The following is a 23,135-nucleotide window of genomic DNA, read 5'->3' as shown; positions in this document are numbered from 1 at the left end:
AAACACAAACAGGAGAGATCAATGCAACAAGAGAAAATCATTGAAAGCTACTTGGGGGTTACCCCAGAGCGCAAAAAGAGCAAAATGCCTGCTAAGCTTGATTTTTGGCAGAGTGCTACGGGGTTGGTGTTAGCTATTTTTATGATAGCCCATATGTTTTTGGTATCGAGTATCCTTATCAGTGATGAGGCGATGTATAAGGTCGCTAAATTTTTTGAGGGGAGTTTTTTATTCAAAGCTGGTGAGCCTGCTATTGTCAGTGGTGTTGCAGCAGTGATTATTATTATTTTGGTGGTGCACGCATTTTTGGCAATGCGAAAATTCCCTATCAATTACAAGCAATTCATTGTTCTAAGAACACACAAACACTTGATGAAGCATAGCGATACAAGTTTGTGGTTTGTCCAAGCAGTGACTGGTTTTGCGATGTTTTTTCTTGCAAGTATCCATTTATTTGTAATGCTCACCCAGCCTGATACAATCGGACCTAATGGTTCAGCTTATCGCTTTGTGAGTGAGCATTTTTGGATTTTATATATCTTTTTGCTGTTTGCTGTGGAGCTACACGGCTCAATAGGCTTGTATCGGATATGCGTGAAATGGGGGTGGTTTGAAAAGGTGGGTATCAAAAACTTGCGACGAGTCAAATGGTGCATGAGCGTGTTTTTTATCGTTTTGGGCTTATTCACTTATGGTGCTTATGTCAAAAAAGGATTGAGCCAGACAGATACAAGTATCGACTACAAACATCTTGATGTGCAAATATATGGCAAGGGAGAATAAATGAAGGTAACATATTGTGATGCATTGATTGTCGGTGGAGGATTGGCAGGCTTGCGAGCTGGGGTAGCAGCCAAACAGCGAGGTTTGAGCGTGATTATCTTGAGTCTAGTGCCCGTGCGTCGCAGCCACTCAGCTGCAGCCCAAGGGGGTATGCAGGCTAGCTTGGGTAATGGCAAGATGAGCGAGGGGGACAATGAAGACTTGCATTTTATGGACACGGTCAAAGGGAGCGATTGGGGTTGTGATCAAAATGTCGCGCGTATGTTTGTTACAACTGCACCAAAGGCCATCAGAGAGCTAGCAGGGTTTGGAGTGCCTTGGACACGGATTAAGGCAGGGGATCGCCCTGCTGTCATCAATGGTGAGCATGTCACAATCACAGAAAAGACCGATCGCCACGGCTATATCCAATCAAGGGATTTTGGTGGGACTAAGAAATGGCGGACTTGCTTTACAGCGGATGCGACAGGGCATTCAATGCTATATTCAGTAGCCAATGAAGCTTATAAACACGGAGTAGATATTCGTGATAGAAAAGAAGCTGTTGCGATCATCTATGAAAATGGCAGATGTTATGGCGCAGTGGTGCGGGATTTGATTACAGGGGAGATTTCAGCTTATGTATCCAAAGGCACGCTTTTAGCCACAGGGGGGTATGGGCGCGTGTATGCACACACGACAAATGCAGTGATTTGCGATGGTGTTGGTGCAGCAATTGCAATGGAAACAGGCATAGCCAAGTTGGGGAATATGGAAGCTGTGCAGTTTCACCCTACTTGCTTAGTCCCTAGTGGTATCTTGATGACAGAGGGCTGTCGAGGAGATGGGGGCGTGTTGCGTGATAAAGATGGCTATCGTTTTATGCCTGATTATGAGCCAGAGAAAAAGGAGCTTGCAAGCCGCGATGTTGTTTCAAGGAGAATATTAGAGCATATCAAAAGTGGCAAGGGCGTGAAATCGCCCTATGGTGAGCACGTTTGGCTAGATATTTCTATATTGGGTCGCGCCCATATTGAACGCAATCTCAGAGATGTCCAAGATATTGCCAAGACTTTTGCAGGTATCGATCCTGCTGATGAGGGGTCTAAGGGCTGGGTGCCTATCAAGCCCATGCAGCATTATTCTATGGGTGGGGTGCGAACAAACTATAAAGGTGAAACCCATCTCAAAGGTCTGTTTTGTGCTGGAGAGGCTTCTTGCTGGGATTTGCACGGATTTAATCGCTTAGGTGGGAATTCAGTGAGTGAGGCTGTGGTCGCTGGAATGATTATCGGGGATTATTTTGCTGAGCATTGCGTAGGGGCTGATGTGGATATCCATACCAAAACAATCCAAGCTTTTATCGACAAAGAAGAGAGATATTTGGCCTCTTTACTCAATAATAGCGGGAGTGAAGATGTCTATGAAATCCGTAATAAAATGAAAACGATTATGGACGAAAAAGTCGGTGTATTCCGTGATGGACCTTTGCTCCAAGAGGCAGTCAATGAACTCGAAGAGCTTTATAAACGATCCAAAAATATCAATGTCAAAAACAAAAAAATGCATAACAACCCAGAGCTCGAAGACGCTTATCGTGTCCCGCGTATGCTTAAAATCGCACTATGTGTCGCTAAAGGAGCACTCGATAGGACAGAGTCCAGAGGGGCGCACACACGCATTGATTATCCCAAACGCGATGATGCCAATTGGCTCAAGCGGACTTTGGCTTCTTGGCCTGATCCTATGCAGACCTTGCCTACTCTCGAATATGAGGAGCTTGATATCATGAAGATGGAGATCACTCCTGACTTTAGGGGCTATGGAGCTAAGGGCAATTTTATTCCCCATCCACTCAAAGAGCAACGCGATGCACAAATCCGCAAGATCACAGAAGAGATCCAGTCCCAAGGTGGCGATAGATATGCACTGCAAGAGGCTTTGATGCCATTTGATTTGGTGTCTAAATATAAAGCAAAAAACCAACGACTAGGAGATGAGAAATGAGTGCGCAAGAACAACAAGCAAGGGTGATCACAATCAGAGTTTTGAAATTTGACCCCCAAAGTGCAGTTTCTAAACCCCATTTCAGAGAATACAAGCTAGAAGAAACGCATTCGATGACAATTTTTATCGCACTCAATATGATCCGAGAAACACAAGATCCGGACTTGAGCTTTGATTTTGTGTGTCGAGCTGGGATTTGTGGGAGTTGTGCGATGATGATCAATGGACGCCCTACATTGGCTTGCAAGACCTTGACTAAAAGCTACCCTGATGGGGTTATCACATTGATGCCTTTGCCAGCTTTTAAGCTGATTAAGGATTTGAGTGTCAATACAGGAGAGTGGTTTGCAGGTATGAATAAACGGGTTGAGAGCTGGATACACACCAACGAAACTATCGATATTTCTAAGCCCGAAGAAAGGATAGAGCCTGAAGTCGCCCAAGATGTGTTTGAATTAGAACGTTGCATTGAGTGTGGCTGCTGTGTAGCGAGCTGCGCTACAAAGCTAATGCGAGAGGATTTTATCGGTGCAGCAGGTATGAATAAGGCTGTGCGGTTCATGATAGACCCTCATGATAAAAGAAGCGATGATGATTTTTATGAGCTAATTGGCAATGATGATGGCGTATTTGGCTGCATGAGTTTGCTAGCTTGTCACGATACTTGCCCCAAAGAACTGCCCTTGCAGACTAAAATTGCTTATTTGAGAAGAAAAATGGTATCTGTAGGGCTCAAAAAATAAATCAAATCCTTATAAGATTTTAAGGTTTTTATAGAGATTTGATTGTATTTTGTGTTGCTTGGGCACATAGCAATACAGCAATATAGTAAGCACAGCCAAATATATTGATCCAATTGATCCATAGGAGCATTGAGCCCTGCTCTTACATAGAGAGAGGGGCATAATAGAGAGATATGAGAGAGGGGGAGCTTTGGATTTGGATCGATAGTTTTTAAAATTTTGTTATGATTGCCCTAAGAAGATCTTTGAGTGGGTAGGGTATGTTTACTGAAACAAATATAGCTGTGATATTGTTTGTGGTGTTGTTTGTCTTGAGTGGCTGTTCATCTATCATTGCCTCAACGCACGATATCCCGCCCACTAAACTCCCCCACGAAATGTCTATACCGCAGTTTGATCCCCTAGATACAGAGATTGGCAAGGTCTATGCTCCTGCCCTCAAGCACTCCCCGCAAAAAAGTGGTGCAATGATTATCGAAGATGGCTCTTATGCGCTCTTGCATCGTGCGAGTCTGGCTAGAATGGCACAAAAAACTATCGATATACAGACTTATATTTATAAAAACGATATTGCCTCACGCGTTTTAATGCACGAGCTATGGGAAGCGGCCAATCGAGGGGTAAAGATCCGAATTTTGGTCGATGACAATGGGCTTGATTCGGACTTCTCTGATATTATCGCTTTAGACAATCACCCCAATATCAGCGTGAAAATATTCAATCCCTATAAAAACAGAATCCGATTTTTCAGATATTTTGAGATGGTCTATGACTTTGGCAGGATCAATAAACGTATGCATAATAAACTTTTTGTTGTTGATGGGATTGCTTTGATTATCGGGGGGAGGAATATAGCAGATAATTATTTTGACAACAATCTGTCTGTGAATTTTTCTGATACTGATGTCTTTTTCTTAGGGGATATTGCCCATCAAGCCCAAGAGAGCTTTGATAAATATTGGGATTTCCATCGTTCTGTGCCCGCGTCATTGCTGCCCTCTAAGTCAAAAATGAAAAAATACACCAAAAATTATTCCAAATATATTGCTAAGATTGAGGGGTCGCCGAGTGATTGGAAAATCTATGAAACAGCCATCAGTAGCTTTATTTCACGATACCAAAAACATCAAAATATCATCTATTGGGGCAATGCGAAGTTGATTGCTGATCTGCCTCAAAAGATAGAAGAGCCTATTGAAAGCCCATTGACACAGGCCCTAAGAAAGATTTGGACGCACACAAGGGAGTCTATTTATATCTCTTCGGCTTATTTTGTGCCGGGTAAAAAGGGTATGCAATACCTCAAAAACGCTATTGACAGGGGGATTGATATCAGTATTTTGACTAATTCTTTGTCTTCAACAGATGCGTTGGTGGTTTATAGTGCGTGGGAGCGGTATCGAGATGATTTGGTGCGTATGGGAATGAACGTCTATGAATACAAGCACAATGAATGGCGGGTCAAAATCCGCGGGCGATTGAGCTCGGGGGCTTCATTGCATAGCAAGACAATTGTGTTTGATAATAAAATCACTTGGGTAGGCAGCTTCAATCTCGATCCCCGTTCTGAGTCCATCAACACTGAAGTGGTCGCTATCTTTGATAATGAAGATTTTGCACAAGAAACTAAAAAACTCATGCAAATCGATATGCAAAAGTCTTGGCACCTTATCTTAAAGGACAATCGGGTTATTTGGGAGGGGGTTGAAGATGGCAAAGTGATCGATACAACGCATTCGCCAGATACAAGCTGGTTTGTGCGTGCTATCAACTACTTAGCTAGGATATTCCCTGAGAGTCAGATATAGCTATATGCTGATGAGGACAGCTAAATCAATGATACGATTGGCATAGCCCCATTCATTGTCATACCAAGCCATGATTTTTGCCATTTTGCCGATGGTGAAAGTCAAGTCTTTTGCAACAATGCTGCTGTGAGGGTTGTTGAGAAAATCTGTGCTGACCCCGTATTTTTCATCAATATCTAAAATCCCCTTAAGGCGAGTCTGTGAAGCTTCATAGAGGGCGTCATTGATGGCTTGGGCTGAGGTGCTTGTTTCAAGCGCTAAATTCAAATCGACCATAGAAACATCAATAATCGGCACACGCACGCTATGGCCATCGAGTTTGCCCTTGAGCTCAGGGAGGACTTTATAGATGGATTTGGCCGCACCTGTTGTGGTGGGAATGATATTGAGTGCAGCAGCGCGTGCGCGTCTTTTGTCTTTTTTGTGCGCGCTATCGAGGAGGTTTTGGTCATTGGTGTAGCTATGGATAGTAGTCAAAATACCAGATTGTATGCCAAAGTTTTGGTGTAAGACATCACAGATAGGGGCTAGGCAATGCGTTGTGCAAGAGGCGTTGGATACGATGGGTTGGCCTGCGTAGAGATGTGCATTGACCCCGATGACAAAAGTCGGCGTGTTTCCATCAGTAGCAGGGGCAGAGAGGATTACTTTTTTGATACCTTTTTGGAGGTGGTGCTTGACTTCTTGTTGTGTGAGGAATTTCCCAGAAGACTCAATCACCACTTCAGCCCCACAGCTTGAGAAATCAAGCCCATCAGAGTGGGTCGATGAAAAAGTCTGCACAACTTGATTGTTGATAGATAGCTTGCCTTCTTCATAGGCGATGGGCTTAGGGAAACGCCCGTGCGTGCTATCGTGTTCGAGTAAATACGCAAGCATTTCCCAATCGCTTGTATCATTGATACCAACAAGCTCTACATCATCTCTGCTAGCAATCACCCTTGCGATACTCCTGCCTAATCTCCCAAAGCCGTTGATAGCGATTTTTAGTCTTGGCATACCCAATCCTTGCAATAGGTAAAATCATCAGCATTATTGTATCTCAAGGCTAGGGAAAAAGCCATTTATTTAATTTACATTTTCTTGACATAAATATTGTATGATTCTCGCCTAAACTTAAGATTAAGGGGTCAGAAATGGGACTATATGATAGAAATTATATCAACGAAAAAGCCCAAAGTTATAATAACGCACTCAGTGATAGTGCTTTGGTGGGCTTTGTGAAGACAACTTATAAGTTCTTTGCTGGCAGTTTGCTACTTGCGACAATCGGTGCATTGATTGGTTTTCAGTATTTTGAAGTGGTTGTGCAGAATCGATGGGTATTTTTCATTGCTGAAATCGCAGCGTTTTTTGGATTGATGTTTTCAAAAAGAAAGCCAGGGCTCAATGTGGCGATGTTGTTTATCTTCACATTTTTATCAGGGGTCACATTGGTGCCATTGCTAGGTCTTGTGATAGCCAAATCAGGCGTGGGCGCTATCTGGCAAGCATTGGGTATGACAACTATCATCTTTGGAATCATGAGTATTTTTGCACTCAAGACTAAATCCGATCTTGCCAATATGGGCAAAATGCTTTTGATTGCTTTGATTGTGGTTTTGGTGTGTTCAGTGGTGAATATATTTTTGGGCTCTCCTGTGTTCCAAGCTGTGATTGCAGGGGCGTGTGCGATTTTATTCAGTGTGTATGTAGCTTATGACACTCAAAATATGGTTCGTGGTCTGTATGATAGCCCTATAGATGCGGCTGTGAGCTTGTATTTAGACTTTTTGAATATATTCATTTCTATCTTGCAGCTCATCGGTATCTTTGGTGGAAGAGAAGACTGATCTATCAAGTATCCAGCGGATACTTGATGCCAACCTAAATCGCCTCAAAGAGGGCATTAGGGTGGTTGAAGACACCGCTCGCTATCTCCAAAACGACAAAGAGCTCGCCTCCAAACTCAAAGACTTACGCCATCGGGCTTCTTTAAAATCTTTCACTCTTTTACTATCAAGCAGAATTGTTACCTCAGATGTCTTGAGAGATACAATACCATCAGAAACTCGCCGTGATGGGGTTTATGGAATCGTGCTAGCTAATTTCAAACGCGCCCAAGAAAGTGCTAGGACGCTAGAAGAATATTTGAAATGTAAGGAATTGCAAGTCTTTGGAGAGAGCGAGTGTTTCAAAAATATTCGCTATGATCTTTATGAGATTGAAAAAATATTTGTATTGCGATATTTTAAAGAGATCTAAAAGACTCCTAAGAGCTAAGAGTCCTAGGGATTAAAGGGGCTTATGGATTATTCTTGCGGTATTCCATAATCATTGCATAAACTTCATCTTTGAGCTTGAGTTTGAGCTTTTTCATCTTGTCGATTTCTAGATCACTCAATGGGGCGATACCCTTTTCTGCGTTGATGATTTTTTGGTCTAGTTCGTTGTGCTCTTCAAAAATCTTTTCAAAATGAGCATTTTTGATTTTTAGCTGTGAAATATCTTCGCGATACTCGTGGAACATTTCAGACTCCTTTCTTTTTTGATTGATAATCCCTCTATTTTAGACTATTTTTCCCAATAAATCACTTAAACTATCCTAAGCCCTCCCCCATCATTGCCCCTTGTATCAGAGCATTTGGCTGCTGGGGTTTGAATAGTGATAAAAATACAGATGTGAGAAAATGAAACAATCTAAAAAATAGAAAATTTTATCTGCTTGCACTCAAGTTTTGGGGCAAGGATTTTCCCAATCGATAGAATCTCTCAAGCAAATATTGAAGAAAAAATTTTATTTTATGGGATAAAAATCAAAAAATATGTATGGAATTTATAATTTTTGCAATATCATATAAAGGATAGTTCTAAAAATCTTAGGAGGTTAGTATGTTTGGTTGGAGTAGGGGGCAGTTTTTTACTGCTTCAGCTTGTTTTAGTGCTTGGGTGATGGACGCGTTTGATTTTTTTATCTTAGTGTTTGTGCTCAGCTATATGGCAAAGGATTTTAATGTCGAGATTTCACTGATTAGCTATGCTTTGGTGCTGACGCTTGTGTTTCGCTCTTTGGGGGCGTATTTGTTTGGCAAATATGCCGAATCTCATGGCAGAAAGCCCATTTTGATTATCAATATTTTAGCTTTTTCAATCATTGAGGTCTTGAGCGGCTTTGCTCCAAATTTAGCGGTTTTCTTTGTATTGCGCGCTTTGTATGGGGTGGCTATGGGTGGTATATGGGGCGTTTCTTCATCTTTGGCAATGGAGAGTATCCCCGATAAGGCCCGCGGCTTTATGTCGGGGGTTTTTCAAGCAGGCTACCCTTTTGGCTATCTCATTGCTGGGGTGATTTATGGATATTTTTTTGAATATTTGGGCTGGAGGGGAATGTTTATGATCGGTGCGATCCCTATTTTGCTGATCCCTTATATTTATTTTCTTGTCGAAGAATCTGTATAGTTTCATATAAAATAGAAGTGAGAGAAAAAATAGAAAAAGAGCTTGGAAGTGCCTAGGGGGTAGTGATTGGGGGTTATGAGGGAAAAACAAAAGTGAAAACTTAAACTGCACTCTATCTACAAAAATACTGCACTTTGAGTATCAATAACTGCATATCATCTATCATTTAAACGCTAGAAGCTCGGTTTTAAAGGGATTTAAAGGCTCTTTGAATTTTAGTGTTTAAAAATTTAAAGCTGTCTCCCAATCTATTTTTAGAGCCCAGAAGAGCGTATTTATCGTTTAAGGTTTGGAGGACTTAGGACATATTGGTGGACATTGATGGACACTAAGGACACGACTTAGGACATATTGGTGGACATTGATGGACACTAAGGACACGACTTAGGACATATTGGTGGACACTTAGGACAACTAAGAACATAATAAAAGATTGAAACTTATAGAGAACCATGCAAAGAGTTTTTTAATTGTCCAACTACCACACCAATAAGCTCAAAATCTTCATTATCTCCAACAATAATAGGATCATAATCTTTGTTATCGCTGACTAGTTTGATTTTAGGTCTCTTTTGGAGTCTTTTGACATAATATTCATCTCCAATTCTCACTACACAGATCTGATTTTCTCTAGCTTCTCGTTTTTGAACTAGAAGCTGACACCTTGTAGGTATGGTTGGAGACATAGAATCACCACTTGAATTAACGATAAAAAGGTCTTCTGTTGTGATGAGGCCAAAATATTTTTTTAAAAAAGAATCTTCAAGCTCAATATCACCAACTGCAGCATCTTGATTGTTTGAATTAATAAGTCCGTGTCCTGCAGAAACACCTAAATCAAAAATAAAAATCTTTGATTTAGGTGTGCCTTGAGAACTACTGCAAGAATTCTCTTCTTTTTCCAATAAAAAACCTATATCAACATTAAGTGTTTGTGCAATTTTTGTTAATTTCGAAATTTTAATATCGGGACTTTCGCCATTTTCCCATCTCTGTATCGTTCTATAAGGAACTTCTACTTTTTCGCCAAGCTCTGTTTGACTCAACCCTCGCTCTTCTCTGAGCTTTTTTATTCTATAGCCAACCTTTTTGATTTGCTCCATTTTTGACGCTTTCCTATTGACAATATGATAAAAATGTCGTATAATTCTATTAATTTCATTAGAATTATTGCATATTAAAAATAATCTCTAACTGAATTTGTGTTTTTTGACTTTGTAGCGGCGAGACTTCCAAGCCGTTTTTAAATCTCTTATCCCAAGCAGGTGGGCTCTCTCTGATATGGATTTCCATAGAAGACTTTGAGTCTGCTAGCTGTTGCGAAGCTGCCAATAGGACAGAAGCGGGATAGGACAATTCCCTTAAGTGGGGGGCTAAAGCAAATAAATCCTACAAACTCCTAAGCCATCAAAGCTACTAGCCCCCTATTTAAGGGAATCAAACATAAAAATAAAGGAGTCAAAATGAAGAAAAATAAAAAACAAACTCCTATATATAGGGCATTTGATAAAAAAGGTATGAAAATGGCCACTTGGGCAAAGGCTAAGGGGCTATCAGAAAAAGATGTCTCAATAATTAGGAATATGAGCTTTGGACAAACACAAGGCAAGCGTGGCAGGGCAAAAGAGCTCAAAGAGCTTCTCATCAAAGAGAATCTTTGGTGGGGGGTGGCGTGATGGGGGAGTGGCTAGATACAGAAAGGTTTTTAAAATCTTTAAAAAAATTTGATATTTATTACGACAATAATATCGTATCAGCAAGAACGATAAGAAGAAAAGCAAAGAAATCTAGTTCTTATTTTGATTTGAATAGTAAATTTTTTTATTTTAATTATGAAAAAGGTATCGGGCGTGGTGGCAAAGTCCTCCAGATTTGGAGTGAGCCTATTGATCCTGCAGATTTAGAGGCTTTTAGAAACAATGCAAGCGCAAACACAGGAGTGAAAGCAGGAGTAAAAGATGGAGATGCAAGCGATGGATATCAAAGACAAGGAGTAGAAAACGATGGAAATACTAGAAATGATCCTTATCATAGCAAACATTGCAGTAGTAATCTATGGATTGCTAGTCCTAGTGATCCTATTTGGGGATTGAAACGTTTAAAGGGCTTGGAACACTCCGAAAAAGACAAAGATAGTCAAGAGGATAGGAATCATAAAGAAGACAATCATAGTAAAGATAGGGCTGAAGATAAAAATATCAAAGAAGATAAGAGTAGTAGAGAAGACAAGAGCAGAGCAACTCAAGGCTTTAGCACCACTCAAGCTAGCAAAGAAAATATTCCCCCAGTGTCTGAAGGCAGCACTAGCAAAGAAAAAGCCTTGACCCTCACGCCCTTTGGCAAAGCAAGTCCTAAGGCGCAAGAGGGGGCAATGCTAAAAGCTAGGGTCATCAAAGAGTGGGAGGGGGCAAGGGCTAAGGGTGTGAAAGGGGGTGATTTTATCCAGAGTATCAATCACTCTAGGCTCTATCCCTTTGTCCTCACGCCTGCTAAACTCTATGGCTGGCAGAGGGCTTATAAAAGTTTTGGGATTGATGGGCTCATTGAGAGTCGGGGGAAGCATAGGGAGGATATAGGCATTATCAAGAGCAATCAGGTGATTGCTGATTTGGTTATTCGCTTGATATTAGCGTCTAAGGCTAGATTCAATTTAGCCTTGATCTATGAGAGTGTGCATTTTAATCTCTGGCAGATGGGGTTGTTTGAGGATTTGGAGGGGTTTTTGAAGAAGCAATCGTGTCTGTTTTCTTATAACACGCTCAAGCGATTCATTGACTCCTATCTGAGCGATCATAGAGAGGTCAAGCTCTTAGTGGAGGGCGGGGAGAGCAAGCTAGATTCGCATATGATGCCATCAATTGGGGACGCGTCTTGGGCTGTGGGCTCTATCAATGAGATTGTAGAGATCGATGCCTCGCCCATTGATGTGATCCTTGATGTGCCACGGCTTTGTCGTGATTATAACTATGATATTGACACGATGGAGGTGATACAAGCAAGGTATAGCCTGATTTCACTCATTGATGTGTATTCAAGGGTGTGTGTGTTCCATATCTGTGAGAGTGAGAATTCACTAGGGGTTGCACGGGCGATTGCTAAGTATATTTTGACCTATGGCAAGCCTAAGATCATCAAAGGCGATAATGGCAGGGCGTTTAAGAGCAAATATATTCAAGAAGTTTGCTTGAAGCTTGGTATTGACTTTTTACATACTGCGCCTTATAGCGGCTGGCTCAAGCCTTATGTAGAGAGTAATTTCAAAAAGCTCCAGCATAAAGCCGTTGAGCTCATGGCAGGGTATATCGGCCATAATGTGGCACAAAGAAAGGCCATCGAAGAGTTCAATAGCCGCAAGGAACGTAGGCTTTTAAAGGGCGAGAAAACGCATTTAAAAGGGCTTTTAACACTCCAAGAGTTTGAAGAGCAAGTTGAAATCTATAACAAGATAGCGCTCAATAAATTTAACTCCAAGCTCGGCGATTCGCCCATGAATATTTATAACAAAAAGAGCCATGAAGCTGTGGGAATGAGTGAGTGCGAGCTGACATTTTATCTTTCTCATCTTGAAGAAAGGCGCGTGCTTAAAGGCGGGGTGATGTTGAATAACACACTCTATCAGCTTCCTGAGCTTTATGAGCATTCTAGGGTGTTTGCAGGGGTGAATATCAATAATGTCGCGCAAGCCTTTGTCTATGACAAAAATAAGAAGTTCTTAGACATAGCGCTTGCACAAGGGACTTTCAAAGACACACTAGAGGTCGCCAAACAAAGCCGCAAGGTCTTTGAGAGGGCAAAGAAAAAGGTCAAAGAAGAGATGGTCAAAGCAAGGGCGCAGGTAGAGAGTGAGAGTCCTATGCTTTATCAAGAAGTCGCTAGCAAGCTCACTGCAGCCAAAAAGCCCAAAGTCGCCACGATCAATGCAGAGCTTGAGCACTCAAAGCTCAAGGCTCAAGCAAAGATGGCTTCAGGGAGTGAAGAGTTTTTATCATTGATTGCTAACAAGGAGGAAAAAGAAAAAATAGAAAAATCAAAACAAAAGGTCGCAAAAAGACCTACTTGGGAAGAGATCGCAGGTGTGTCAAAGACATAAAAAAACCACCTCCAAATGCTTTTATTCTTAATTTGAAAAGCAATCAAAAGAGGTGGGAGTCATAGAGGAGAAAATTATATGCAAAAAGAATTAAAAAATCAAGGCAAGGTATCAGAAGACAGAGCTATAGAGCTAGGATTAGGCGAGCTCTCAAAGCTTCCCTTAAAAGAACAAGAGGAATATGTCCAGAAAATCAGAGATTTGGTGGAAGATTTCTTGAAAAAAGAGGGGATCTCACAAGTTTCTCTTGGCAAAGCCATTGGCAAACGCGATGGATCAGCACTTTCGAGCTTTCGAAAAGGCGAATACAAGGGCAAGAATTTAGAGCTCGCACATGACTTAGAACTCTATATTAAAAACTACCTTGCTAAAAAGCAAAACAAGCCCTCCAAAGAAGAGGAATACCCAAAGGGCGTGTTTGCTAGCAAGGATAAGTTGATGGCAGAGCTTGTGATTGATATTGCTGTAGATGAAAAGGAGATGGGGATTGTGTATGGCAGTCCTGGGACAGGTAAGAGCGTGATTGCTAGTGCATATGCTAAGACCCACCCAAATGCAATCTTGATTGAAGCGACTTTGCATACCACGGCTAAGACACTGCTAGGGATCTTGAGCGAGAAACTCAGGCTTCAGAAGAGCTCTAATCTTGATGAGAGTGTGCGAGTGATTGCTAAGGAGCTTTTTAAAAGAGATGCTGTGCTATTGATTGATGAGGGCGAGCATTTGCCTATTAGGGCGCTTGAAGACCTAAGGCGGCTGCAGGATTTTAGCGGTGTACCTATTATTTTATTTGGCACGCATATCTTGATGAAAAACCTCTTGGGTAAAAATGGTGAACTCGCACAGCTGAGCTCTCGCATTGGCAGTCGCTATGAGATGAGGGGGTTAGATGAGAGTGAGTGTGTTGCATTTTTTGGAGAGCATATTTTTGGTTTTACAAAAGGGAACTTCAGAAAGGCTGCTAAGCTCACAAAAAGAGTGGCAAAGCTCGCAAGGCACGGCTGTGATCCTAAAGACAAGGAGAGTGTGATGGAAGCAGCAAAAATGATGTTTTTATGAAAGGAGTCACAATGCAAATCAAGATATTTAGGCTCATAGGAGTCAGTGGCAAGGGCTATGATCCGAGGTTTTATTTTGAAGAAAAGGGCTTGATTAGGCTCAAGGTCAAAACAGAGGAGGGGGAGAGGGTCAGAGGGGTGTTATCGCCTTTTGTTGAGGGGTTAAGGGCTATTGAGAGGGTGATTTTATGACGGAATTAAAAGAAATATTTTGGGATGATTCAAGGGGCTGTAAAGATTTGGAGTTTTTAATGAGGCATTGGCAGCATGAGTATATTTTAGCGAGGATAGAAATAGAAATACTCATATCCCAACAAGAGCCAAAGGTTTGGAAAAAGCCCAAAGACAGAATGCGGGCAATGGTGTATGAACGGGCTATGGATAATGTAGAGTTTTTAAAAGATATTTTGAGCGTGCATATAGACCATTGTGATAGCTTTTATTTTATGGGGGAGCGTGGAGAGATAGTTTTGAGGCAAGCAGAGAAAGATTTGTTTGCGTGGTTGTATCTAGTTTTGAGTGATATTTTTGCCATTGACTTTTTACCCAATCCTATCATCAAAATCAAAGCACACCCTTTAGCAAAGAAAAGCACACACGATGTCAGTAAGAGGTATTCAAAAGCAAGCCTAGAGAAGCTTTTAGAAAAGTTTAGCACAAAGGATCTTGCAAAAATAAGGGAATATTATCAGTGGTTACTTGAGAATAGAAAATTCCATAGTTTTAAGATGAGGAATCTATGAATCCCCTATCCTGCCACGCTTAAAGACAGAAAACCTCGGCTTGTTGTGCCTTTGCTCGCGTAGGAGCCAAGGGTGCAAAAAGACAGATTTAAGACTACAGAAGTGCGAACCTCTGAAAACGAGTTGATGAGAAGCTTTGCTTATCATAACTCTATCCTTTAGGAACGCAAGGGATTTTTAATCGTGAGAGTGGTCTTAGGATTCTTCAGAATCCTAGTAAAAATAGATAGGGGGAGGTTGCGAGCTTCCCCCTCCATCGTTTGATGATGGTTTGGGAGAAAAAAAGAGTTTTTTCGGGGTTAAGGTTTTGACCCACCCACCCATTAGGTTAGGGGAGGATAAACCCCTTTTTTGGAAAAGAAGAAATTGGGTCTTAGGATTCTTCAGAATCCCAATTAAAAATAAAATAATGACATAAGGAGTCAAAATGGAAATCAAAAATTATGGTGATGTAGATCTAGCATTGAAGAGAATTTGTGAGTGTGAGGTGGGGATTACCCAGATTGAGGGTGAAGTGACCTTGAAATGCAATCAGATCAAAGAAGAAGCCAAGCCCCAGATCATCGAGTTGCAAAATGAACGCAATTTCTTAGAGCAAGAGATTGAGAATTTTTGCAGTGCCAATAAGGCTGATTTTGCAGATAAAAGGAGTAAGGAGCTGACCTTTGGGACAATTGGCTATCGGCTTTCAAAAAGCGTGAGCCTGCCTAGGGCTAAAGCAAAGATAGAGGGGCTGATTAGCGCGATCAAAAAGTTTGGCTTTAAAGACTGCATTGTTTATGAAGAAAAGCCCAATAAAGAGGCTTTGTGCGAGCTTGATGATAGTGCTTTAGTCAAGCTAGGGATCACAAGGGTTATTAAAGATAATTTTAGAGTTGAGCCCAAGATTGAAAGCTTGCAAAATGTTTCTTAAGAAGCATTGAAGCCTCCTATCAAGGGGGGCATTAAATTCTTTTTGAAAGTCGTTTTAAAGGGCTTTGAAATAGGATTTAAACAAACAAAGGATAAAAGATGACAAAGAAACAAGGATTCTATAGAAAGCAGCTTCTTACTAAAATCCATATCCACCCAAGGTATCAAGAAATCAAAGCCGCAGGGGCATGGGAGGATTGGCTGATTTTACGCTATAGTGAGAAAACTTCGGCAAATCTCTCTTTGAGCGAACTCCAAGAGATTTTATTGATATTTAATGGTAAAAAAAGAGATAGAGACTTTGCTGTTCTTGACCCTAATAGAAAGTTTTTCCTCAAAGATGCTATCTCTTTTGCTCAAAAACAAAAGATCCAAAGACTCCAAGAAGAGCTAGGCTGGAGTGATGAGGACTTGAGCAGGTTTATCCAAAAGCAGATTAAATCCATCAAAAAAATCCTTGATCTGAGCTCTAAAGAAGCCTCTAAAGTCATCACAGGACTTGATCGCACCCTAAATTACAAACTCAAGCAACTCAAAAGCTCTGAGCTCTATAGCAGGGCTTTTAAAGCAGTAAACAATCCAAACTACAAACGATAAAGAGGTGACAATGACAAAGCACAAATTGCACGAGATTTGCGAAGACTACAAGGCAGGAATGAGCTTTGAGAAGATTTGCAAGAAATACGGGGGACTTAGAGTCTATATCCCTCAAGTGATCCCTGATGTTAGAGAACGAATTATTGAAGAGTTCAATGGCTATAACTATGAGCTTTTAGCCACTAAATTTAATCTCTCGGTTGAAAAGGTTAGAGAAATCATCAGAGAGCACAGAAAGCTTACTATGAAGCAGATGGATTAGACTATCCAAAACTAGAGTTTGATTTTAAAATCATAAAAGGCTTGAAGCTTGGATTCTCTTTGCTTGCCCTTGTGTTCTTTAACAAAAATGAAATCAAAGGGTTTTTCTATGAGAGGGGAAGGGGGCTCAAATTGCGAAGTCCGCAGTTTGGGTGGGAGGGTCAAAATTCCCCCTCAAACTCCCCCTTACCCCTGCCACGCTTAAAGGCAGAAAGGCAAAGGCAAATACAGAAAGGCAAGGATAGAAAACTTCGGATTGAATCATATTCGCTCGTCCTTGCGTGGTGCAAAAAGGCAGATTTAAGACTACAGAAGTGTAGTCGCTGGCTTTTTGCTAGCAAGGAGAAAGCGAGCTTCCCCCTCCATCGTTTGATGATGGTTTGCCGAAAAAAAGAGTTTTTTCGGGGCTAAGGTTTTGACCCACCCACCCATTGTGTTAGGGGTGGATAAACCCCTTTTTTGAAGAATAAAAAGAGTTTTTATTAATTCTTGAAAGCCCACAAAGGCAAAGATAGATAGGCGAGGGTTTAACCCTCTGTAGTGGTCTTAGATTCTTTAGAATCAAAACCTTTAAAACTGAGTTGATGAACGACAAAGTCGGGAATAACTCTATTCTTTAGGAACGAAAGGGATTTTCAATCCCTTGAGTGGTCTTAAGGATTTCACAAAGAAATCCCAATCAAAAATAAATAATGACACAAGGAGTAATGATGCCCCTCACACCCCCTACTCAAATCCTATGCAAGCATACAGAAATGGCACAAGCCCCGATAGGAGAATCCACTTTTGAAGGCTTAGCCCTAAGAATCTCACTGAAAAACTATGTCAAAAAGAGCTTGGGAGAGGAGCTTGCAGAGCATATCACCTATTGTTCTATCAAAAACAACACATTATTCATCATCTTAGACCATGCCTCTGCACTCAGCCTTTATCGTATCAGAGAAAAAGAGCTTTTAGACAATCTGCGTAAATGGTATAAAGATCTCAAAAAAGAAGCCCCTAAGGCGTATTGGACAAAGGTCAAAGCCCAATTGAGTAATGATTTTAAGATATTTTCAGAAAAGCCATCGATACAAACCCAAGATTCATTTTTAGAAGCAGCAAAGGGGGATTTTAAGATCGAGTGCAGCAATCCCAAGCTCAAAGAGAAGTTTGAAAAAATCAGAGAAGCCATCAAGGCTAATCAAAATAAACGCCCCCAAAGCACTGCGACAGATGGCTCTGAAGTGGTTGTGATGGGGGAGTTTTAGGTAGAGATTTAATAGTAAAAAGGCTACCAAAAGAAAGACAAGAATAAAAAAGCCCTTTCTAAACCCTCAAATACTTCCAAATAAACCCCTCGATCTCTTTTTCTAATCCTTGAGGTAACTCACCTTTGTTGTTGATAGGCAGATAAGGGCGAGCAGGGATTTTGACTTTTTTATCTCTGCCCCCATAACCTCCAAATTGATGGATAGCTGCATAGCCTTTGGATACATTTGTGCCTAAAGTCACAGAATTGCTTGCTATCTTTGTGCCAATTGAGCGTCTTAGATGTCCGCTGACTTGCAAGATATCGCTTTGAGAGAGCTTTCTTTGTCTTAAGAGCTTGAGTTTGGTCGCAGGGGCTCTGTCTTGCCAAGCTTCTCCAAAAGGACTTTTCTTGTTTTCAAAGCTTTCATCAGAGGTTGATTGCAATGTCTGGGCAGTTGTTTTTAAAAGCTTTGCCATTGATTCAGACTTTTTAAAGTCTTGCAAGGCTTTGATGTCTTTGATGAGTCTTTGGAATTCTTTGAGATTTGGCATAGAGATCCTTTTGGTTTGGATATTTAAGAATTTTAATTGTCTTTTAAAGCGTATTTAAAAATATATATTATAATTGCGAACGGTTCAGATGCTAAAAACGCCTGGCGAATGCGAAGCAAGAGTCCTGTGGAAAAGTGAATAGTGGGTTAAAAGGCTTACCACACATCTGAATGCGAAGAGGTGGGCTCACTCTTCCATTTTTTTTATTTCCTCTTTGTTTCTTTTTAAATTTTCAACATCTTTTAAAAACATCTTATCATCTCTACTATACCTAACTAAACTCGTTACATAGATTTCATTTCTATCTCTTGTCGCTTTATACACAATGCGATATCTCCCTCCTAATTTCTCTACAAACACCACACTATAATCCCCATCTCTGAACTTATATAAAGGCTTATTTCCCATATGGGCGATCAAGTAATAATCAAATGCTCCTAGCTCGGGGTGCTTGTTTTTTTGTTTTTGCATGGTTTCACCTGAGAGATAAATATTGCTTGCTTTTGTCTGTAGAAACTTTTTTAACTCTTCTGAACTTTGAGCAATGACTATTATTTTTCTCTTATCGCTTGGATCTCTATACAACCCCTTAATCTCCCTCCATCTCTTTCTATTTTCTACAATGCTTTGATAATCACTGAAGATTAAAGACTTTAATAGCTTAGAGGGTTCATTGATCCCAATGATTCTTCTGGCTTTTTCTAAATAAATCTTATCTAGGGCTTGATCGCTATTTTCTAAAATATCACCTTGAAAGCTTTTATCAGCAATATTGGGTAATTCTCCCTTGTGTTCGCTCCAGCCTCTTTGGTCTAGCTGCTCTTTTGTATAAGCATAGACTCGACATTGGCAGTTATAGCCATTGGGTGGGTAGTTTTCTTTCCAAAAAGGATCATCTCTGTGCTTGATGATCCCATGCATTGCTTTATGCTTTTCTCTTCTGTTGCCATACATAAGACTCACATAACGCAAATACACAGCTCCATTATCAGGGTCAAACTGAGCTTGTTTCTTTCCCTTAGCATAAGCACTTGCCATATTGGTTTCAAAGATAGTTTTCAGCCTTGAAGCACCAATGATGATATTTTTTATTTCACCAGTCTTTGGGTTTGTGATTTGTTTCTCGCCCCACCAGCCTCTTCTTTGCAGCTTTGGGATAATCCCCATCTTCCACTCACTAAATCCCTCGCCTTTTGCTTGGGCTTTTATCAAGCTTGCTTGGATATCTTCTAACAAATCAATTTGCATCATCTTAGCTACGCTAAAGGCTCTTTGATGGGCTTGGAATTTGAGCTCATCATCATCAAAGCTTATCTGTGGCTTCTTGGCAAGTAGATAGGCAATATTTTCTTCTAGCGGGAGGTTAAAATCAATTTGAATCATTAGTATTCTCCCCCCTCGCTCCCCTCTAGCTCACCTTTGAGCGCTGCATTGCCAATGAGTTCAAACAAGACATCTTCAGCCACTCCAATCATCACGCCCTTAAAGGCTCTTAAAATCTCATTATAAGCGCTCTCAAAGCTTTCAGATTTTTCCACAATTTCTAAGACCTTAGATCTAGTGTCTTCTGTAGAGGCTTGCAGAGCTTTATCACTCACTTCTAAGTCGCTCAAAGGTTTGTCTAGGGCATAGGTTTTAAGAGTTTTTTCAAGAGTCCCCTCTTTTTTATCATCTCTAGCGTTGTAAGCAAGGGATTGACTTCTGTTGTCATAATCCCCACCATCGCCATCACTCAGACTCTCAAAACGCTTTAAGCCTTTGATTTTAAAGGTCTGCTCTAAATGTTCGATGGGGACATCAACTCCGATTTGCTTGAGCTTGACAAACACCTCCATCTGCTCGTTTTCATCGGTTTCTGTGTTGGTATCCATCTCAAAGCTAAAGGGTGCAGGGGTAGAGAAGTTTAGCTTGAGGGCTTTGTCTAAAAGACCCTTGATACTCTCAGATAGCAGCGCTGCATCGTATTCTTCTGTGTTCTTCCTTATCTTATCGTGGATATTCCCTAGGGCTTGTGTGCCATTTTGTGTGGAGTTGCCTGCTAGAACCTGCCCTGTAATGACTTTAGAGATCGCTTCATCACAATATTGGATAAACTCTAAAAATGTGCCTTTATCCACATTGCCGTTTAAAAGCTCAAATACAGAGTTTTTATCAAAGATCCCTACACTATTGCTGCGTAGATTAAAGAGCATTTCCATCATCTTTTCAATGTCTTGCTCGTTGCTAATATCTTCTGTCTTAACGACTAAAGGAGGGATAGAGAGCGAATCTAAATAGTTCATATATTTAGAAAGGGCAATGTATTTTAACGAGGCAATGGAGATGACTTTATAAAACAGCCCTTGATAGATCAGTTCGCCACTATCGGTTGGGTGGAAATGCACCCAGATATCCTCTCTTTCATCTAAAAACACTTGGTTTGAGCCCATTGAGATATAAAGCCTATCTTCTTTAGAAGAGATGAATTTAGTAGAGATATAAGAGAGAGATGGGAAGACTTGATTGTCCTTTAAGTCCCAGTTGAGGATAAAAGGAGCAAAGCCATAAGCAATCGCAGAGCTTGCATCAAATAAGAATCGCCTGAAGTGGGCTTGAGCGCAAAGTTTCTCTAAAAATGCTTGCTGGGTCTTATCTTCACTTTCTACCATAAAGGGGAGGCGAGAGAGGGATATGCGGCGTTTTTGAAATTCGCTAGAAATTTGTGCATCAAACCTCAAGAAATGTGCGTAGATACCAAGCAAGTCTGCGATATTATCACTCTGCAACGCGCCTTTAATACGTTCATAGGGCACAACAGCAGGGATTGCGTTTTTATAACGCGGGTTTAGGTCTAAGTTTGATAACTTAGGGGGTTTGGGGGTTTTGGGATTCATGGTATATCTCCTTTGTTTTTCATTTATTTTTTATTGGGATTTCTTGTGAAATCCTAAGACCACTTTCTGCTTTTTCAAAAGACTTTTTGTTTCTTTCAAAAAAGGTTTTGACCCACCCACCCATTATGTTAGGGGAGGTTAAACCACTTTTTTGAGATTTAAAAAGCCTTTGAAAATAGGAAACAAAAGCCTTTTTGAGTTTAAAAAACCTTTTGATTCATTTTGTTAAAAGAACACAAGAGCCCCACAATGCAACTTAAAGCTCATAGCCTCTGCTTTAAGCCCTGAAATCTCGCTCCACTCCTACCCATTGCCTTGAGCGCTAAAGAATAATCCAGCCTTGCTCCTCCTCTTGCAATCCGTATTGCAAACTCTAGACTATCCAACAAGTCATCATATTTGCTCTTAGGGTATGTGTCTAACTCCAAGATGAGCTCATGACAACTGCTATCAATCATTAAAGCTTCTTCAGAAAGCAGAGGGGCGAGCGTGTCTAGGCGCAGTTCTTTATTCTGCGTGTTTTTAAGCTCAATCACAGGGATAAGCCCTAAGCCCCTTTCCCTTGCTGTTTTCATTAATATCTGTTTGAAAAACTGCTGATAAGCCACAACTTCAATACCTAAAGTCACAAAGGGAGAGATAGTGAGATTTTTGAGATAAGTTTCTAAGATGATTCCAATCATTACTTCAGGATTGACTTGATAGCCTGTGGCTCTGGCGTAATATTTTTGATGGGCTTTAGAATAAAAGAGCGAACAGATACCAAATAAATCCCCCCTTGCCCTGCCCAAAGAAGGGTCAATCCCCATATAGATCGCATCAATTTTTTCAGGTAGGGCTTCAAAGGTTCTATACCTTGATAATGGGGCGTTCTCTTTGGAGAGTGGGGTGTTTTGATATTCGGAGAAAAAAGAATCTTTGTCTTCTAAAAATTCTAAAAGCACACCCCTTTTATCCAAACTCTCATCATCAATAATCATTGCTTGATAAGGCTTTTCTCCCCTCTCTTCATTGGCTAGCAAAGATTGCTTAGACAGCCCCTCAATTTGAGTGCCAAAATCAAGCACCAAGGGAAAATTAAAGCTTTCCACATCGCTCCTCTCTTCTAATCTGGCTAAAAGCGAGTCATGGTGGAGTGTTGTGCCAACAATGAGGATATTATAACTCTGAGTCCTAGCAGGGAGTTTTAAAACAGCTTTTAAAAACCAAGAGTGCAGCTTGTCCCTTTGGGCTTTGCTCTGGATATTCTCATCATTTTCAATATCATCACACACAATCCAATCAGGCCTTTTGCCCAAGAAATTTGTCCCTCTAATTTTTTTCGCTGCTCCAAAGGCTTTGACCTTTACAGAGCTCTCTGCGACTTTTAAGATAAATTCTTCAGCACTCCATACCACGCCTGCACTCAAGGCAAAATCTGCAATCAGATTGGCATTGTCTTCGCACTCAACTTTTAGAGTTTCAATGCTTTCTTTGGCAATATCTAAAGTAGAGGAGATAATGAGGGCATAGCTTTTTTGATGGGTGAGTAAGAGCCAAAGGGAAAGGAGGCGAGAGAGGATTGTTGTTTTAGCTGCTCCTCTATAAGCTTTGAATAAAAGAAGTTTGTGCTCTTGGAGCAATCCATTGATATTGTCATAGACAAAATTGCGAAATAATGAAGTTTCGGGCTCTTGGATATAGTGGGAAAAATAAGTCTTGACAAAGAATCTAAAATCACTCTTAGCTCTTTTGATCCTCTCTTCTCTGTCTGTATCGCTCAGGGCTGGGAGGGACTTGAGGAGGTTACGGAGTTCGCTGAAAGCTTGGGGTTTCATCTGACCCCCGTTTTCATAACACCAAGATAGGGTTTTCTTTTTTGAGATTTAAAAAACAAAAGCCTTTTGAAAGAAAAAACCCTTTGGTTTAATTTTGTTAAAAAAATACAAGGGTGAGTGCAATCTATAACCCCTTTGAAAAGCCGTTTAAAACACCTTGAAAAATCTTTAAAAACTTTTTGGAGTATCAATGTAGCACCCATTGTATTAAAGCCTTTTAAAATGCCTTTAAATGAGTTTT

25 protein-coding genes are annotated in these 23,135 nt (G+C 40.7%); 16 read left to right on the top strand and 9 right to left on the bottom strand.

The window, feature by feature from the left end:
* Window positions 1-21: 21 nt before the first annotated feature.
* From BKH46_RS02590 to BKH46_RS02575, 4 genes are all read left to right on the top strand, one after another.
* On the top strand, window positions 22-783 hold the full coding sequence (locus BKH46_RS02590) for a fumarate reductase cytochrome b subunit (protein WP_095225281.1): 762 nt from the start codon (window positions 22-24) through the stop codon (window positions 781-783).
* Window positions 784-2,769, top strand: a complete 1,986-nt coding sequence (locus BKH46_RS02585) for a fumarate reductase flavoprotein subunit (RefSeq protein ID WP_095225280.1) — start codon at window positions 784-786, stop codon at window positions 2,767-2,769. It abuts the gene before it with no gap.
* Entirely contained in the window at window positions 2,766-3,512 is a 747-nt protein-coding gene (locus BKH46_RS02580) for a fumarate reductase iron-sulfur subunit (protein WP_095225279.1), read from the top strand. Before BKH46_RS02585 ends, BKH46_RS02580 begins: the two co-directional genes overlap by 4 nt.
* A 260-nt stretch (window positions 3,513-3,772) precedes the next feature.
* Window positions 3,773-5,320: a phospholipase D family protein gene (locus BKH46_RS02575; RefSeq protein WP_095225278.1), complete on the top strand. Its 1,548-nt coding sequence runs from the start codon at window positions 3,773-3,775 to the stop codon at window positions 5,318-5,320.
* On the opposite strand, the gene gap is transcribed toward BKH46_RS02575, so the two are convergent.
* A complete protein-coding gene (gene gap / locus BKH46_RS02570) occupies window positions 5,321-6,319 on the bottom strand; it encodes a type I glyceraldehyde-3-phosphate dehydrogenase (RefSeq protein WP_095225277.1) in 999 nt (332 codons plus the stop codon).
* A gap of 137 nt (window positions 6,320-6,456) precedes the next feature.
* Here gap and BKH46_RS02565 point away from each other — a divergent pair, with 137 nt between their 5' ends.
* Together BKH46_RS02565 and BKH46_RS02560 are read left to right on the top strand one after the other, a co-directional pair.
* Window positions 6,457-7,152: a Bax inhibitor-1/YccA family protein gene (locus BKH46_RS02565; RefSeq protein ID WP_095225276.1), complete on the top strand. Its 696-nt coding sequence runs from the start codon at window positions 6,457-6,459 to the stop codon at window positions 7,150-7,152.
* Entirely contained in the window at window positions 7,136-7,564 is a 429-nt protein-coding gene (locus tag BKH46_RS02560) for a thiamine-phosphate pyrophosphorylase (RefSeq protein WP_095225275.1), read from the top strand. Before BKH46_RS02565 ends, BKH46_RS02560 begins: the two co-directional genes overlap by 17 nt.
* 40 nt (window positions 7,565-7,604) lie before the next feature.
* Here the strand turns inward: BKH46_RS02560 and BKH46_RS02555 are convergent, their stop codons facing one another.
* Window positions 7,605-7,829, bottom strand: coding sequence for a YdcH family protein (locus BKH46_RS02555; protein ID WP_095225274.1), 225 nt, complete (start codon window positions 7,827-7,829; stop codon window positions 7,605-7,607).
* Window positions 7,830-8,191: 362 nt separating this feature from the next.
* On the opposite strand from BKH46_RS02555, the gene BKH46_RS02550 reads away from it, so the two are divergent.
* Window positions 8,192-8,758: an MFS transporter gene (locus tag BKH46_RS02550; protein ID WP_095225273.1), complete on the top strand. Its 567-nt coding sequence runs from the start codon at window positions 8,192-8,194 to the stop codon at window positions 8,756-8,758.
* Between the two features lie 440 nt (window positions 8,759-9,198).
* Here BKH46_RS02550 and BKH46_RS02545 read toward each other — a convergent pair whose 3' ends face one another.
* Complete coding sequence (locus BKH46_RS02545; RefSeq protein ID WP_095225272.1) at window positions 9,199-9,861, bottom strand: XRE family transcriptional regulator; 663 nt, start codon at window positions 9,859-9,861, stop codon at window positions 9,199-9,201.
* A gap of 360 nt (window positions 9,862-10,221) precedes the next feature.
* Between BKH46_RS02545 and BKH46_RS02535 the strand changes: the two genes are divergently transcribed.
* The 8 genes from BKH46_RS02535 (at window position 10,222) to BKH46_RS02500 (ending at window position 16,420) form a co-directional block, all read left to right on the top strand.
* Window positions 10,222-10,434 (top strand): hypothetical protein, encoded by a 213-nt coding sequence (locus BKH46_RS02535; RefSeq protein WP_095225270.1) that lies wholly within the window; start codon window positions 10,222-10,224, stop codon window positions 10,432-10,434.
* Entirely contained in the window at window positions 10,434-12,848 is a 2,415-nt protein-coding gene (locus tag BKH46_RS02530; RefSeq protein WP_143428904.1) for a DDE-type integrase/transposase/recombinase, read from the top strand. The genes BKH46_RS02535 and BKH46_RS02530 overlap by 1 nt, the downstream gene beginning before the upstream one ends.
* A 78-nt stretch (window positions 12,849-12,926) precedes the next feature.
* Entirely contained in the window at window positions 12,927-13,907 is a 981-nt protein-coding gene (locus BKH46_RS02525) for an AAA family ATPase (RefSeq protein WP_095225268.1), read from the top strand.
* Between the two features lie 11 nt (window positions 13,908-13,918).
* Complete coding sequence (locus tag BKH46_RS02520) at window positions 13,919-14,098, top strand: hypothetical protein (RefSeq protein ID WP_143428903.1); 180 nt, start codon at window positions 13,919-13,921, stop codon at window positions 14,096-14,098.
* 59 nt (window positions 14,099-14,157) lie between these two features.
* Window positions 14,158-14,649 carry a hypothetical protein gene (locus tag BKH46_RS02515; RefSeq protein WP_143428902.1) on the top strand — a complete coding sequence of 164 codons (492 nt, stop codon included), beginning with the start codon at window positions 14,158-14,160 and terminating at the stop codon, window positions 14,647-14,649.
* A gap of 427 nt (window positions 14,650-15,076) precedes the next feature.
* A complete protein-coding gene (locus BKH46_RS02510; RefSeq protein WP_095225265.1) occupies window positions 15,077-15,562 on the top strand; it encodes a host-nuclease inhibitor Gam family protein in 486 nt (161 codons plus the stop codon).
* A 98-nt stretch (window positions 15,563-15,660) separates the two neighbouring features.
* Window positions 15,661-16,158, top strand: coding sequence for a DUF1018 domain-containing protein (locus tag BKH46_RS02505; protein ID WP_095225264.1), 498 nt, complete (start codon window positions 15,661-15,663; stop codon window positions 16,156-16,158).
* 10 nt (window positions 16,159-16,168) lie between these two features.
* The gene (locus BKH46_RS02500; protein WP_095225263.1) at window positions 16,169-16,420 is read left to right on the top strand and encodes a Mor transcription activator family protein; all 252 of its coding nucleotides are present in this window, start codon (window positions 16,169-16,171) and stop codon (window positions 16,418-16,420) included.
* Between the two features lie 126 nt (window positions 16,421-16,546).
* On the opposite strand, the gene BKH46_RS09445 is transcribed toward BKH46_RS02500, so the two are convergent.
* Window positions 16,547-16,684, bottom strand: a complete 138-nt coding sequence (locus BKH46_RS09445; protein WP_172402541.1) for a hypothetical protein — start codon at window positions 16,682-16,684, stop codon at window positions 16,547-16,549.
* Between the two features lie 445 nt (window positions 16,685-17,129).
* Between BKH46_RS09445 and BKH46_RS02495 the strand changes: the two genes are divergently transcribed.
* Window positions 17,130-17,669, top strand: a complete 540-nt coding sequence (locus BKH46_RS02495) for a DciA family protein (protein ID WP_095225262.1) — start codon at window positions 17,130-17,132, stop codon at window positions 17,667-17,669.
* A 58-nt stretch (window positions 17,670-17,727) separates the two neighbouring features.
* Here BKH46_RS02495 and BKH46_RS02490 read toward each other — a convergent pair whose 3' ends face one another.
* The 5 genes from BKH46_RS02490 to BKH46_RS09650 form a co-directional block, all read right to left on the bottom strand.
* Entirely contained in the window at window positions 17,728-18,204 is a 477-nt protein-coding gene (locus tag BKH46_RS02490) for a phage virion morphogenesis protein (RefSeq protein ID WP_095225261.1), read from the bottom strand.
* Window positions 18,205-18,390: 186 nt separating this feature from the next.
* Window positions 18,391-19,587 carry a phage minor head protein gene (locus BKH46_RS02485; RefSeq protein WP_095225260.1) on the bottom strand — a complete coding sequence of 399 codons (1,197 nt, stop codon included), beginning with the start codon at window positions 19,585-19,587 and terminating at the stop codon, window positions 18,391-18,393.
* Complete coding sequence (locus BKH46_RS02480; protein WP_095225259.1) at window positions 19,587-21,077, bottom strand: DUF935 family protein; 1,491 nt, start codon at window positions 21,075-21,077, stop codon at window positions 19,587-19,589. Before BKH46_RS02480 ends, BKH46_RS02485 begins: the two co-directional genes overlap by 1 nt.
* 263 nt (window positions 21,078-21,340) lie before the next feature.
* Window positions 21,341-22,894, bottom strand: coding sequence for a hypothetical protein (locus tag BKH46_RS02475; protein WP_095225258.1), 1,554 nt, complete (start codon window positions 22,892-22,894; stop codon window positions 21,341-21,343).
* Window positions 22,891-23,135: hypothetical protein (locus tag BKH46_RS09650; protein WP_216358694.1), on the bottom strand; the 245-nt coding region annotated here is incomplete at its 5' end. The genes BKH46_RS02475 and BKH46_RS09650, both read right to left, overlap by 4 nt.

This window comes from Helicobacter sp. 12S02634-8 (genome assembly GCF_002272865.1).
Lineage (GTDB): Bacteria > Campylobacterota > Campylobacteria > Campylobacterales > Helicobacteraceae > Helicobacter_J.
Note: the sequence above shows the minus strand (reverse complement) of the source record. Positions and strands in the feature narration are given on the sequence as shown.